16 protein-coding genes are annotated in these 15,458 nt (G+C 35.0%); all 16 read left to right on the plus strand.

From position 1 onward, the window contains the following. The first annotated feature begins 109 nt into the window (after positions 1-109). Positions 110-526, plus strand: coding sequence for a hypothetical protein (locus tag V6669_RS07795; protein ID WP_253506615.1), 417 nt, complete (start codon positions 110-112; stop codon positions 524-526). Positions 527-563: 37 nt separating this feature from the next. Next, a complete protein-coding gene (locus V6669_RS07800; RefSeq protein WP_338592480.1) occupies positions 564-1,250 on the plus strand; it encodes a hypothetical protein in 687 nt (228 codons plus the stop codon). 112 nt (positions 1,251-1,362) lie between these two features. Beyond that, positions 1,363-1,671, plus strand: coding sequence for a hypothetical protein (locus V6669_RS07805; RefSeq protein WP_338592482.1), 309 nt, complete (start codon positions 1,363-1,365; stop codon positions 1,669-1,671). 26 nt (positions 1,672-1,697) lie between these two features. Continuing rightward, a complete protein-coding gene (locus V6669_RS07810) occupies positions 1,698-2,087 on the plus strand; it encodes a hypothetical protein (protein WP_338592484.1) in 390 nt (129 codons plus the stop codon). 371 nt (positions 2,088-2,458) lie between these two features. Next, on the plus strand, positions 2,459-2,959 hold the full coding sequence (locus V6669_RS07815) for a hypothetical protein (protein WP_338592486.1): 501 nt from the start codon (positions 2,459-2,461) through the stop codon (positions 2,957-2,959). Between the two features lie 790 nt (positions 2,960-3,749). Continuing rightward, positions 3,750-4,151, plus strand: coding sequence for a DUF4279 domain-containing protein (locus V6669_RS07820; RefSeq protein ID WP_338592488.1), 402 nt, complete (start codon positions 3,750-3,752; stop codon positions 4,149-4,151). A 171-nt stretch (positions 4,152-4,322) separates the two neighbouring features. Further along, on the plus strand, positions 4,323-4,553 hold the full coding sequence (locus V6669_RS07825; RefSeq protein ID WP_145146571.1) for a hypothetical protein: 231 nt from the start codon (positions 4,323-4,325) through the stop codon (positions 4,551-4,553). Between the two features lie 81 nt (positions 4,554-4,634). Beyond that, positions 4,635-5,270 (plus strand): AAA family ATPase, encoded by a 636-nt coding sequence (locus V6669_RS07830; protein ID WP_074094083.1) that lies wholly within the window; start codon positions 4,635-4,637, stop codon positions 5,268-5,270. 104 nt (positions 5,271-5,374) lie between these two features. Then, positions 5,375-5,749 carry a hypothetical protein gene (locus tag V6669_RS07835; RefSeq protein ID WP_338592496.1) on the plus strand — a complete coding sequence of 125 codons (375 nt, stop codon included), beginning with the start codon at positions 5,375-5,377 and terminating at the stop codon, positions 5,747-5,749. 113 nt (positions 5,750-5,862) lie between these two features. Then, entirely contained in the window at positions 5,863-7,668 is a 1,806-nt protein-coding gene (locus V6669_RS07840; RefSeq protein WP_338592499.1) for a serine hydrolase domain-containing protein, read from the plus strand. Positions 7,669-8,450: 782 nt separating this feature from the next. Continuing rightward, entirely contained in the window at positions 8,451-8,738 is a 288-nt protein-coding gene (locus V6669_RS07845) for a hypothetical protein (protein ID WP_338592501.1), read from the plus strand. 313 nt (positions 8,739-9,051) lie between these two features. Next, positions 9,052-10,143 (plus strand): hypothetical protein, encoded by a 1,092-nt coding sequence (locus tag V6669_RS07850; protein ID WP_338592504.1) that lies wholly within the window; start codon positions 9,052-9,054, stop codon positions 10,141-10,143. An 852-nt stretch (positions 10,144-10,995) separates the two neighbouring features. After that, positions 10,996-11,739 carry an abortive infection family protein gene (locus V6669_RS07855; RefSeq protein ID WP_338592506.1) on the plus strand — a complete coding sequence of 248 codons (744 nt, stop codon included), beginning with the start codon at positions 10,996-10,998 and terminating at the stop codon, positions 11,737-11,739. A gap of 192 nt (positions 11,740-11,931) precedes the next feature. Beyond that, the gene (locus tag V6669_RS07860; protein WP_338592508.1) at positions 11,932-12,342 is read left to right on the plus strand and encodes a hypothetical protein; all 411 of its coding nucleotides are present in this window, start codon (positions 11,932-11,934) and stop codon (positions 12,340-12,342) included. 21 nt (positions 12,343-12,363) lie between these two features. Continuing rightward, positions 12,364-12,627 carry a hypothetical protein gene (locus tag V6669_RS07865; protein WP_338592511.1) on the plus strand — a complete coding sequence of 88 codons (264 nt, stop codon included), beginning with the start codon at positions 12,364-12,366 and terminating at the stop codon, positions 12,625-12,627. A gap of 134 nt (positions 12,628-12,761) precedes the next feature. Then, entirely contained in the window at positions 12,762-15,146 is a 2,385-nt protein-coding gene (locus tag V6669_RS07870) for an SEC-C domain-containing protein (RefSeq protein WP_338592513.1), read from the plus strand. The last annotated feature ends 312 nt before the right edge of the window (positions 15,147-15,458 follow it).

Raw genomic sequence — 15,458 nt, forward strand, 5'->3', positions numbered from 1 at the left:
ACTACCTTATTGAATTGCGACAAGTCGCTGCACTCTTTAAGGTAGTGAGGGTTAGTAGATATAAGAACACTTTATGAAATTCTCGATAAAACTTTTTTGGGGAGAACTGATGAAACCATTACAAATTATCAAAATGCCTCCATACTTTAAGATTCTAAATTGTAATATCACCGAGGTTCTAGATGGATTACTAATAGAAGATAATTCTATTTTATTTTTAGACATTTACCATGAAGAAGATCTCGATACCTACTTATCTAAAAATAAAGTATTAAAGTTAGATAATGTGATACAAATAATCGATAACTCAAATAAGATGAGTTTTATACCATATATCAAATCCAAGAAAGATTTATTAGAGCAATATAGGTATCAAGACTGGGACTTTTCTTGTATTGTCTTTGATAAAAATTTAAAGTGTCTTTTCTACATAAGAGGGATAGAGGACGCAGGAGAGAATGGAATTAGAATAAAAGAAATGGAGCCAAATTTATATAATAAATATTTTTTTAATTATCAAGAATAGAAAGTAACTCTTAAGTAGATGAGTAAGGAGGGACATTATGAAGCTTTTTCGTGGAAAAGAAGCCTTAATTCAAGGTACTGATCATATAAAACCTTCAATATATACGCCTCTAGGAACAATTGAACTTTCTCTTGCTGTCTCCAGCGAATGTTATCTTCCTACTCACTGTGCTCAGCTCAAACATGGCGGCACACTATACCAGTATTACTACGACTCGTTTGATTGCGAGTTATTGCTCTGTAATCTGAACCATAATCTTTCTTCACCTCAGGAAGTAGACGAATGCTGGGGGGCCGTATTTAGAATCAAACCCAATGCATATCATCAGATAAGCACGTGTAGCTTTTCTGCTTCGTGGAAAGAGGGATACAGCTGGGAAGATCACGGAGCTGACACGGGAGAAAATCTTGAAGCTGTAGAATATGAGAATGAACAATACCGTCTACACATAGGAACTCAAGAAAAACCACTGATAATGCGAAAAAGAAACCAAGGTGATATGATTCCTAAATTTCTTGCTTTAAACTCTGATTTTGAGAAGTATAGTTCTGTCTTACATTCTGATCAAGGCGTTGAAGTACCTATGATACAGATGGATTCCCGCGAGATATGCCAAGTACATTTTTTGATAGCGTGGAAGAGAAAAATAGAAGGGGATATTTCTACTTGGTTAGCTGTAGACCAGCCCACCAAAGAAATCTTAAAGGAAGAAGATATTTGGTAAACGATAAACGAAAATAGTATATAAAGAACAAGAGACACATCCTTGATCAAGTAGTGGGAGAAGTATATATAGGATATTTTTGGTACGTCTAAGGTAGAAGGAGAGAATGGATATGAACAACATAAACTCTCATAATTGTAACCTAAATATAAGATATGACCTGCCTGTTGAGGTATGGGATAAAGTTTCTAAAGTATATGAGCGTATGCCAGGGTGGATTGGTTATAAAAGTGGAATTCCATATTGGTTTGGAACTGAAGAGGATGATGTTTTCATTGAAGCATCCATTGAGCCTAGTGGGTTATCATTTTATGCACAGATGAATAGCGATGTATGGATATCTTGGATAGAAACATTTAAGTTGGAAGCGACAAAAGTGTTGGGTTTTGATGTTGGTGAACCTGAAGATGGATATGTGTGATGAAAGAAGGAGGATAAAAAGAAAAAGTGATAAATTCTATTAGCATTGATGAACGGAATGGGACCACATTTAATGAAGAGATAGTTATGAACCCTACATGGGCAGACAGTTTACGTTTTTTGAGAAAACTCGATGGAGATAAATTTACATTAGTTTTTTTTGAGGTATCTGACACAGGTTCAGCATTAGTTGGAGGCGGACCGGAATATTTTGTAGTGTCTATTACAATTGATGAACATATATATACGCTTATGAACGATAATCGGGGAAATAGTGAAATTTCTCTAGTTATCGGTGGTCAGTTAGGAAATTATTGCGATAACATTTGTATAGAATTAATACCCATGCTGGAAGTGCTAAAGTATTTTTGTGAAACTGGTAAACTACACGAATCACATCAATGGAAGCAAGAATAATATTGACTTTTAAAGTAACTTGAAGAAAAAAAATTAGCTTCATCTAACATTAAAATCAACATATTCGGTTGAAAATGCATTTCTAAGGAGCAGATTCACTGGGGAGAGTAGCGGATGCAGAATAATTGCCAGAAAAGTTGGAGACAGCATACTGTATTTTTATGTAGATCATAATGTAATTGAAAATTTTTCGAGTGAACAAATTGTAACGCTTTGTTTATATGAAATGATTTGGCTTGATTTTACTGAAGAACAAATCAAGAGCAAGACCGATAACTTGGAGAACGACAAATCATCTTAGCAAGTACTACTCAACACAGGAACATTATATGAATCCCAGAAAACTATACATCCATGAAATGAGTGATTTTATGAATATACAAGATTTAAGGGATTGGTCGGATAAGCATAATGCAAGAAATCGGGCAATAGAGGCTTTTTGGCATAACTTAGAAACCTATAGAGTTGAAGATCCTGAGGAGTTTAAAGAGTTATTTTGGGATTACGACCAAAAGTCTTTGAAAATTTGGATAGAGGATATATCACTCCATATCAAGAGTCTGGAATACCTGGACCCAAGTAATAAAGAGCTTGAATATATTGAAGTTAAGGTCAGAATTGAATATCGAGCAAATCATATAGGCTATTACAGATTAATTTTCGGTATAGACGGCCAGGTTGAAGATGATTATTTTATTTCGGATTGGACTGGATTAAGACTGTATCAAACAAGGAACTTGTTAGAAGATATGAGGGAAGAGATCGAAAACGACCTGATCAATGGGGAAATAAAAGAAAAAGAAGCTATGAAATTAACGAAAATCATAGAAGAGAAGAAAGAAAAAATTCGAAACAGCTATGCTGAGTCGTGAGCATAGGAAACGTTATTAATATCATAACGGGAGAGCTTAGCTCAGCCTAAGGCGCAGAAAAATATTAGATCTTTTTAACTTTAGCACCTTGAGCTCGGCAATAGAAAGATATTTTTCAATTATTTAGATTACTTTGGATATTTCCTTGAGGAAGGTACACTGATTCCCTGTGGGATGAAGAAGGGCCTCCCTTGTTTGTTTTGTCATCACAAAAGAAAGGTTCCTCTGATTCACTTCATATTCGCATCCCATACAACCCACCATATAATGAGCGTAATAAAAAACCATTGGACCTTTGATGGGGAATTGACTCCTATACTAGAGAATGAAATTACAATAAGGAGAGATTTGAAATTACATTGGGAGAGCAGTTCCTCTGTATTGCTCGATCCAGAAGCAATGAATTGCGGAAGATGCGCAAAATGTAATTCATGGGTAACTGATAGAGACAAACCAAATCATATTGATGAACTAAATAACGGAGCAGTTGTTAAAGGACAATTACTTTGTGATGAGTGTTTGCCAGAGGAGCATAGGTGGGCTTTTTAGATAATGGATAATGTGAGTAATTTGCAGAAATCTACCCATCACATAACAAAAGTTTCGCGCTATGGGCATGCGCCCTTAACCGTAAGAAGAGATACATTAGAAGCATGATCACCAACACAGGTTTCATTCCTAAGATAAGAACTATCTAAGGATGAAGCCAGTCATGAATTTATGAACGTAAGGTGAACTCCATACATCCATTTTTAAAGAGGTGAAACTCCTGAAAGACAAAACCGAAGTGATGGCTTATTTTAGTTTGTTTGGAGATGAATTCGATCCGAATCATGTAACTTCAATACTTAAAATTGAACCTACGAATACGGCTTATAAAGGAGATATAATTAACGAAAAGCATCGAATAAAAGAAACATCATGGACATTAGGTACGGATTATGAAGAATCATTAGATGTGAATCACCAATTAATAAAAGTAGTCGATACATTAAGAAACAAAGTAAAAGAGATCAATTCGATTCGGATTGAACATCAATTAAGCACGAAATTTTTCATTGTAATAACAATAGAAGAGGGGGAAACGCCTGCTCTTTATTTCGATTCTGATTTTATTGAATTTGTTAATATGATTCATGCTGAAATTGATGTTGATTTGTATGCAAATCCATATAATGAAGAATTAGAATAAGAAATAAAGTTTGTAAGACACGCTTCCAAGGAATGGATATCAGATAACATTATGTAGGAATAAACGAACCTTAAGGCTCATCAATATCGGATAACAAAGTGTTTATGATGTGGGACAGGCATCCTATTTGCTGAAAATAGTGGTGTTTTTCTTTAAGGAGGATCTTACATAATGAGAAAACGGCATTCTATTGATAAAGCGGAGTGGTCAGAAACAAGAGAGACCCAGTATCACAAAGACTGCAAGGATATTGTATTTGAATTTGGCGATAGACTCATTGAAGTGGATGGCACGGTTTATTTGAATCGAAAAGAAGTCGAGATTAAGGTATTAAAACCGCTTAAACGAAAAACATTCTGGTATGAAACATGGCTAAAGATCAAAGAAATCTACAGTACATAGTCTAATGAAATTCAACATGATCGCCTAAGAGCCAGTGAAGGTTGATTAATCATTTGGTGAGTAATATTTGGAGGTAATTGAATGACGATAATTTGTCTCGAAGGTGCCAGTTCTGTAGGTAAAAGTACCACTTGTCAGCAGTTCGCTACACAATATGATGCATTTATTGTTCCAGAAACAGGGCTTCTTTTTGAATCTCCTCAACTTGACGGTAGGGAACTTATGATGTGGTTGCTGGAGAGACAAATCAAAAGATGGCATATAGCAGCTGAGAAGAATCAACAACATGAGTATGTGATTTTGGATGGTGATGTATTTAAGATTTGGTACAGCTGGATATATGGTTATGAGCACCTATCTCTAGATGAAACAGCGAACTTTTTTAGAGAGAAGTTATTGAAGAATGAAATATCATTACCGGATGCTTATGTACTATTCTGGGCTGAAGAAGATGAGCTGCGCAAGCGAAAGGAGATGGATCAGACAAGATCCAGAAGAAATTTTGATAAACATCTGCGCATGATTGAACCTCAAATGAGATACTTCCATTACCTTAATGAACTGGTACCAGGATATGTAGGAATTCATAAAGCAGAGACTGTAGCAGATAATATACATCATATCGTAAAGCATAGCGAGACATTACCGGACATAAAAAAAAGAGAGATCGAAATCTTTGATAGAGTAATTGATTTTTACAAGATTGCTACTCCTTAAACTTAGTGTGGCTTTTGATATCAGATCTCACAGCTATTCTAGCTGTGTCTTGGATAACTGACCAAATACTGCGATCAAAGAAAAAGAAATATACGAGGTGCGTTATGGGCGTAAGAAAAAAATATAAACGTAAAATCGTTCGCTCCAATCGATTATTTTATTGGTATGTTGAACCGGATATTGACGATGAAGGGATAATCAAATTACATATCGTTTCTGAGGATAAGAAGTTAATCGTCACTTATGAAGTTGGACAACACATTATTAAGAACAAGATCCCATTTATAGTCATCATCGGAGAAGAATTCGAAGGCTGGACAACAGAATATATAGGATACAGAAGAGTACTGACACCGCAATGGAGCGATGAGATCATCAAGCCAAGATTGATAGGTGAAATTATTGATTGGTGTCTCTTGAAAGATAAAGAAATAAACATCGTTAATTGGAAAGGCGAAATTCTCCGACATCCCTCCTAAATGGAGTGTAATTGCATTTGAGAAATAACTTAGATTCGTGTGGACTCTTTTGAAAACGCATACGTGAAAACAAGAGAATGTAATTAACATTTAAAATAAAAGGAGAGAAGCAAATGCAGATGAATTGTAGACATCACACGGTAAACAAAGTAATCGCTTGTGTTCTGTCATTCATATTTATCATTATGGCAATAGCGGTACCTGCCCACGCCGAAGAGAAACAGGTTGAGACTACACCATCCAGAATTCCTTTATCCAAGTTAGAGGAAACGATTGATGCTTATGTTGCCTCGTATGAGAAGTATACCGCTGCCGTTGCGGTTGTGGCTATCAAAGACGGTGAAACCATTGTGAATAAGGCATATGGTTACGCAGATATTGAGAATCAGCGAAAGGCGGGTACCTCTACTGTTTTTGAATGGGCTTCCATCTCTAAACTGCTGGTCTATACAAGTGTGATGCAGCTTGTCGAACAAGGAAAGCTTGATTTGGAGACGGATATCCAAGAATATCTGCCAGAGGGATTTTTCAAAAAGCTGAAATTTGATGATCCGATTACGCTAATGAATCTGATGCATCACAATGCGGGTTGGGAAGATCAAACAGCGGCCGAGGTGTTTTATTACTCCGAGGATGAAACGTTAGAATTAGGAGAAACGCTGCGTAAAAATGAGCCAAAACAGATCTATAAACCGAATAGCGTTGTCGGTTATTCAAACTATGGAGTTGGACTAGCCGGTTACATCGTGGAAGTGGTAAGTGGCCAACCTTATTATGAATATGTTAATCAACATATTTTTGAACCTCTTCATATGAACGACACTACGGTTCATCCAACAGGGCAAGATCATCCAGAAGTAGTACAAAGAAGGAATGAGATTGAAGGGTATACGAAAGATTTGAAACTGATCCCTGAGAACAGAGTATACGTAACATTTTATCCTACAGGGGCAGCGATCGGGACAGCAGAAGATTTAGGCAAATTCCTTGCAGCGTTGATGCCTGTAGATGATAGCAATGTATTATTTAAGAACAGGGATACGTTAAACGAAATGTTGTCAACAAGTCTATATTATGAAGGTACTTCTACTCCGCGATTTGCGCATGGGTTTGTTGAGATGGAATACTGGGTGCCTACACTGATGCACGAGGGGAATCTGAAAGGATTCTCCAGTAAACTTGTCTTTGATCCCGAATCTAAATTTGGGATGGTGGTCATGACAAATCAATCCTTTGAGGAAATTTATTATTATGGACTAACTAAAGAGATTTTCGGTGATAACGTCAATTCTAATAGAGTTACTTCGGAGGGGGGAGGATATTTTCAACCCGCACGACGGGCAGCCGCTAGATTTACTAATTTATTTACGGCCCTTGATATAACGAAATATACAAAAGCTGATTTAGCAAAGTCTTATAATGTTGTCGAGCATAATGGTATTGTTGAGAAAATTTCAGTCACTCCTTACATTGATTATTTGCCAGTATCGAATCTAAAGGTGAACTTAATTAAGATATCTCTTATTCCTGTTGCGCTAGCCGCCATTTTCAGTTTAATTGCTTTGATCGGCTATTCAATCCGGATGCTTATTAACAAACTATATAAACGAGTAAATCCTCCAACTGATTTTAATAAATATCATCTTGCAATTAACTTTGCAGGTGTGGCACTCCTTCTTAATCTTTTCATCATACAAACGAAGTTGAGGTTTCCAAATTATCCTGCTTATTCTTCGTTACGGATCAATTTAATGTTTAACCTGATTTATGTGGTTATAGCTGTGGCGTATCTTGGCTTGCTTATCTACAAACTGCGGAAGAGCAGTTACAGCAAAAAGCAAAAGGTGATGTACATCATGTCTGGCATCTCGGGTGTTATCTTGGCTGCTTTTATTGTGGGGTGGAATTTGTATGTTTAGAGTGGCAAACGCTGAATGTAGATATATCAAACATTACAAAGGCTAACCGATGATTCCATACATAAGTGATATTAAGTTTGGTCAATTAAAAGGAGTAAAGGCAGCAGTTCCTTATTGGGGACTGCTGTCTTTGTGTTAGTATGCCCTTTGGCAACTTGTGCCTCGGCATATTGAAGGGGGATCAAGATTATCCTATTTTTTGTCTCTCAAAATAGATATTTTAATGAAACTGTAAATAACCACTAGAATATTCAATAATAATAGACCTATATATCCATCCGTTAACTTTGTTCGTTCAATCCACTTGTTCACTAACTCTCCCGAGAGAGCCTGTTTTCCTAAATATTTGTTTATATCATTTTGATGTATCTCATCCATATATATAAGTGGAAACTCCATACTGTTGGAAGAAGCAGCTAGCGGCGGATAGAAATCTACCCATTTCTGACCTGCCCATCGATCATACTTATAATGAAAGTCTGCGCTGGATTCAAGATTGTCCCATCTGAGAAAACCCAATATGAGTAGAATACAAAGTGTAATGACGCTAAATATTAACTTCTTGTTATTCAAATAAACCCCATCCTTATGTTTTTACTATTAACAATACCGGCATTAAAATAACTTCATCATCCGTTATATTCTATCAGCATTTTCCGTTATCTGTAAGTAGGTTGTTCCATTCCGAATGAAATGCCAGTGGAGCAAAGAGCACTTGCAGAAGGCGTAAAAGTTACGAGGATGCTGCATATTCATACGGGATTCGTTGAAGTTGTGCGTCTATGTTGAAGTGGTTAGATATTGAAAGTCAAATCCTCATCGTGAGACAGGGGAAAGGTCAAAAGGATTGGAGGAAGCTTCTTTCAAATCTTGCCTGGGAAATCATGCAGAAATACATAGCAGAATATAGACCCAATCGTTGGCTGTTTCCGGGGAAATCTTCTGATAGACAGGGGTGTGCAGAAGGTTTTGAAGTAGTAAGACGACGTGCAGAATTGTGGAAAAGGCAAGTACTCATGCCCTTCGCCACTCAATTGCTGGAAAAAGGGACAGATATACTATACATTTAGGAGCTACTTGGTCATACGAGTGCACGAACAACTCAGCGATATACGCATATTAGTGCGAAAAATATTCAACATATTCAAAGTCCATTGGATGTATGGACATGGGAGATTGAGTATCCTGATATATCTCCCTTTTTCACCAAATTTTTCTTCGCAAATATCACCGCATAGGTTATCATATACGTAGTTCAGATATCTGGTAGGATGTATGGTATTTAAGAAGTACATAGAATGAGATGTTAGACGGAATATCCGAAAATATATTTGTGAAAATTATCAAACAATTATAATATTCTCGTATAAAGGAAGTGTCAAAATGTCAGATAAGAATATTGATGATGCTATTTCTTGGTACATAAAAATGAGACCGGTTTACAAAAACTTAGCAAATAAAGTGGAATCAATAATACGGGAGGTATTAACTAATTCTGGAGCTTCGTATTACACAATTACTAGCAGAGCTAAGGAAATTGAAAGTTTTACAATAAAAGCTAATAAAGAAAAGTATAAAAATCCACAGCAAGAAATAAAAGATCTTGCAGGAATTCGAGTAATTACTTATGTGAAATCTGAAGTGAATAATTGTTGTGAGTTAATTAAACCATTGTTTGAACTTGATCATTTTCATAGTGTCGATAAAACAAAAGAACTTGGGAATGATAAGGTTGGCTATCGTTCCATTCACTACGTCGCAAAGTTAACAGAGGATCGGTTAAGCTTACCCGAATATCAGATTTTTAAAGATATGGGGTTTGAAATTCAAGTTAGAACAATTTTAGAGCATGCATGGGCTGACATCTCTCACGATAGAAATTATAAATTTAATGGTGTTCTACCCCCTGACAATGATATTGAACGTAGGTTTTCACTTGCAGCGGCAACTCTAGAATTAGTGGATCGAGAATTTGATAATTTAGCAAGAGAAATAGTTGTATATGGTCATGAAGTAGTAGACAAAGTAAATAAGGATGAGTTAAATATTGAAATTAATACAACTTCACTATCTAATTATCTAGACTTAAAGTTTAAACCGTTTATTGATAGAGAGATAGTCGAACCAACCTTTAACAATAAAAGTAAAGAGATAATAGATGAACTAAATGCATATGGAGTCAGTAATTTAAGTGATCTGGAGTTAATTATTAAAGAAAATACTGAAAAATTTATATATGAAAGAACTAACTTTTTAGGCTTATTAAGAGATATTATGATGCTAAATAATATTACTTTATATTTTGAGAAGGCATGGTCAAATAATTGGACTGGTATTGAAAAAAATATGGTGAAGTACTATGTCAGTCGGGGAATAAACATGAGTGAAATAATAGATAAATATGATCTTTCGGAAGATGAAGATGACGATGAAGAAGATTATGATTTCTTTCTTGATGAAGAAGAAGTTGGATGAAAATAAAACATAAGGCTCTTACAAATTGAGCCTCTTTTTTGTTTGTGTTGTCAAAGATGTCGGATACAGCTCTAATAAAGTGTTTAAGCATCAGGCATTCGCCCTTGGTCCCAGACGTGGATTTGAAGAAGTATGATCTGAGTATACATCCTTTCCCCTAACATAAGAGCTATCTAAGGGGAAAGGATGTCGTGAACACAAGAGAGTTAGAGGAAATACCTGAAGGAAGTGAAAACCAATGAAATTCAAATCATAAACATATATCAATCAAATAATAAGATACTACATAGTAATGGTACACTTGGATACTGGGTTGATATTCGAGACTCTCTTATTGAAGGAATTTTTGTTGTTTTATTCCGTATAGAGACCGAAAAATAGAGTTATTGAAGAATTATTCAGTAGAAACATCTCAAGAAGAATTAATCAATATTATAAATTCAAATGATATGGAAGACTTATTTTAATATAATGATGAGTTAAATTCATATAAAGCAATTGGTAATGTTAGTTTTATTAGTGATAATGGAGAGCTAATAATAATTTCAGTTCAAGGATGGATTTCAATATTACTAACGAGGACTATGACAATAGAAATATAAGTATAAATGATTAGGTAAAGATCGAAAATCATGGGATTAACACTATGGGATGAGGGTATTTTCTAGGAAGTCAGGTACTCCGTCTAACATAACATTTACGCTGTGGCTGCTTTCGGAGCCTTGGTCGGTTGGAAGGAATTCAAGGAGGCGTTTCAGCAGACAACCCCTTCGGGGTTCATGAATACAGGAACGCTAGCTGAAATTCGGTAAAACTAAAACAAATTAAAATATCTACTTGGAGTGATCACTGATGGAAAGGCTAAGTGGTAAGGAAGTAAACAGTGTCTTGGGGTACATCGGTGGCGAAGGAGGTTACCTTGGTAACTTTACATATGCTTCTCATGCTCAATTTTATCCTATGTATTGTGCTGTAGACATTGACCCCAATGAATACGAAGGTACAACAAGACAAAGATTTACAAGGATTTTATCCGAAGCAGAACCGTGTATTCAGTCGAAGATATTACAGGGAGTAGTAGATAAATGTACTTTGGAGTTTTTTGAAGACCGGTTCAATGAAGGATTCTTGACTCGATATGAATTCGAGCAAAAAAAACGAATTAACGATAATATACTGACTTGGATTTCTGAATTAAAAGGGCAAGGATTACTGGAAGCAAAAGATCTCGTCTACAACTATGAATTCGTACAAGAAACTCTTGATCAGTGTCAAACATTGATTTCTCAACATAATTGTAGGAGCGCTGTTGATAGAGCACATACTGCTCTACATGGTTACTTAAAAGAAACTTGCAAAAATGCAGGACTGACACTTAAAGAAAACAATCCTAGTATACTTACTGATTATTCACAAAGTCATTTACCAATCAATCAAATCATTAATGCGATTGGTAAACTACTTGAGAATTTAAATGAGATAAGAAATAACAAAACTTATACACATCCTAATGAAGAAATAATCGGTGAAGAAGAGGCAAAACTTGTTATAAATTTATTTAGAAGTATTTTGAACTATATTGATTCCAAGATATAGGGAGAGGAAGAACGTATGGAAGCTGAACAAAGAAGTACCGAACATCAGTTAACATAATATTCATACTACGGCTCCGTTGGAGCCTTGGTCTGCCGGATGAGTTCAGAGAGGGATTTCAGCAGACACCTCGGGGGTTCATGAATTTACAGGAACGTTAGGTTCAATTATTGTGAAAATGAAATGAGGGGCACTATGAAGTGGGTCATATGTTTAGCTGGAGATGAAAGGGAGCTTTATGGACTTTCAAAGTCACTCAATACCGAAAAGCTAACAAATTTCAAAGAGGAAGGTAAATATCGATTAAAATCATCAGATATATCCTCTACTGATGATTATAAAGATGTTTCAAAAAAAGTAGAAAATCTAGTGAAGCTAATCGATGGCGTGACAAAGTTAGTATTGGGAACACATAGGAGAATTACTGTATCGGATATTTATCTTCTAAATGATTATGGCGGATGCACATTCTTTATGAGTGCGGAGCTTTCAAATTCTTCAAGTATGAAGGCAATTCCGCAAATAATAAAAGCTGATGGAGCAATTGAAATTTCTAATCCTGCTGATTCTGTACCTGATTTGTTAGAGCTGTGTGAAAAACACTAGGTAATTGATAAAGTAATAAAATTGATATCTCACGATGATGAAAGTTGGGTAGGATTATATAAAATTTTTGAAGTAATAGCTAAAGAGGCTGATGTAAAATCTTTTTCTTCAATTTCTTCAGAGTCCCTAAAGAGATTTGGTAGGACTGCTAACAGCTATAAAGCAATTGGAATGGAAGCAAGACATGCTTTAGATTATGAACCTCCTAAAGAACCGATGTATATAACAGAAGCAAAATCTTTAATTTATTTACTAGTAAACGAATGGATTAGACAGAAAAATTGATGCAATAATTCCACCTAACATAACATTCACGCTCGGACATTCGTCCTTGGTCAGACACCCAGCATACGCTGGGTTGTGAATACAGAGACGTTAGGTGAGAATAGAAATCTAAGCCATATTAAGAGGTGATAGTTTTGATAAATATAGAATTAGACTATTTTGCTATAAAATGTGCTAATGGGCACCTGAATGAATGTACAAATGATGTATGCAAGGAATGTGGTATATCACTTGAGGATCAACGACAATCTGATGATCCGTATGTAGAATCTCGCAAATTGTTATTGAACAATGTATTATCATACATTGAAAACAGCGAATTGGAATATAAAGATCTAAAAAAAGCTATTAGAAAGGGTATAAGAACCAAGAATTGCTATGAGAATGAAATGGAGAAAGTTTCAGAGTATATTAGTATACTAAGTAACGAATTAAGGTTTGACATTTTCTACTCAATAAATATGACACAGGAGGGTATTAAGTTAGCTGAAACTAATCAAATTATCAACGACATGAACACATTTTTTATTAAATTATATGTTCTATTAGGTGAGGTCACTGTATTTGAGCCTACTAAAGTTCTTAGAAATATTCACAAAAGGCTTCTTCTTACGGTTATTGCTTATAAGGAATCCGTCGTTGAACTAATCATGTCAACTATTGCATTGAACATTGAACATGCTATGAAATTGAAAGACATTTCACAAGTAAAGTTGGACAATTCAGCGCAAGAATTAAAAATACTTTCAAATATATTTGGTGCTCGCAATATTGGAAATGTAACTGATTTGTTTCAGAATGGTGAATTAAATCACTCTGCTATATTAGGAATGGTATGGCAAACCTCAAATGAAGGAACGATTGAAGAGAAAATTAGTGATGTGTGCGAGCAAACAAGTTACTATTTTCGATCAATTTTATCTAGAGATAAGGAACACTATTCAAATGATGATCTATTAAAACTATCTATCTACAAGTATGTTGGTACGATAGCCTTTGATGATGAGAGTTTCTTTAGAAAGGTAAGTATTGCATACAAAACTTATGAGAAAGCTTTTGAAAAGAATAGTAGTTTAGTTTGTGAGTTTCTTAGCCGATATACTGCAAAATACAAGTATATGTTTAAAAAGTTAAGTGACCTTTCAATAGCAATTGGATTTGTTTTTGGTCATAATCCTCCTAGTCATGTTCTTATGACGAATGGACTAAAATGGTATAAAGATCTATGTGAGGGGATATATCGTGATTCCATGATTTTCTTGTTATTGGCAAGTTGCATAGATAGGGAAAAGATTTTTGATATCGATGAATTAATTGAATGGACCGGATTTGCTGATATTTGTGGTCAGTTTGCATCACTAACAAATTATAAGCTTAACTACTTTGTTGAAGGTGTAGATAGTATTATACGTCATTCTGAAGCGCATGTAGATTATGATATTGATATAGACAATCAAAGAGTAATACTAAGGAATAGACAAAAGAAAACTAAAACTATCTCCACAAAAGAGTATAGTTTTGATGATTTCTTCGACCAAATCAATCTACTATCTGAGACAGTGTATTCTTCAATTGCAGCATTCACGGTTTTTCTAATTAACAATAAGTATCAAATTGATAATGTAGATTCCTATTTAGCAGAAGATAAAGTGACAAATAAATCACTTGAAGCATACGCTGTATTGGGCTTATTTGGTATTTTAATAGATCAAGAGAGTGAAAATGACAGCGCAATGGAGTTATCTGGTATGTATATTGGAGAAGTTGAACAGTTCTCGTTCGAGTCGATTCTAGCGATTTTTGCACCATTAGTTAAGGCAAAACCTCATTTATCCAATGTTAAGCTTGAGTTGTGTGATCAAGAAGGAGAAAAATTTGGGCATATTAAAGTTAGAACCGACTATATTCTAAACTCTATGAATGAAAGCGGAATTAAAAAAGACTGTTGGATATTACTGTATATGTACACTACCGAATTTCAAAGCATATATGAGCCTTGTCAAGTAGAGAAAAAGAGCGATGACAAATTTTTATCAGGTATTCTTCAGTTCATATTTCCTCTTTTTGAGGAAATTGATAACGGAAAAAAAAGAATTATTCAAACCGGAAAAGTTTATACTGCTGAATTTGTAAAGGTAGCTGATCAAATAAAATATGTTGAAATGATCGCAGAGGAATATTTGAAGTATTCGAGTGTACCGAGGTTAATTCGTCATGTAATCCAAATTTTTAGAAATATTCATATTGCTATAAATGTAATTATAGAGCACGATTCTAACCACAGTATTAACCTAGATATAGAATTTAAGAAAATATCGAAAGAAATGATGAGTGTAGCACACACTTTCGAATACTTATCAGGAGAAATTAATGAAATGGAACTTTTCTTTAATTATTCAGAAGAAGGTAAGCAATTGTACAAGAACGTTACGCTTAATTCACCTTGCCCTTGTGGAAGCGGAAAAAAATACAAAAAGTGTTGTAAGAATCATAAACTAACGAGTCAAAACATCATATAACAAGGAAGTATCCTATAAAATAGTTTCTTGAGCAAGGACATGTCTCTCTTTTTTCGCTGAGGCTGAAGATCTTAAGCATTTCTTAATATTTCATAAGCAAAAATTTCACACCAACGATGGAGAATATCAAATAGATATTATGGCTAAAGTCATGGCCTTATCTGTAAGTTTTAAAGCTATTATCGAATGCGAGCGTTATACAAGACCTGTAGAACGTGAAAAATCGTGGTTTTAGCGGATAAGGTACGAAGTTTTGACACCGTAGGTTTATATCGGTGTTTTTTTATTTTAATTCGATCCCCGCATTAAAGC

Source organism: Paenibacillus sp. Y5S-9 (assembly GCF_036894235.1).
Taxonomy (GTDB): domain Bacteria; phylum Bacillota; class Bacilli; order Paenibacillales; family Paenibacillaceae; genus Paenibacillus.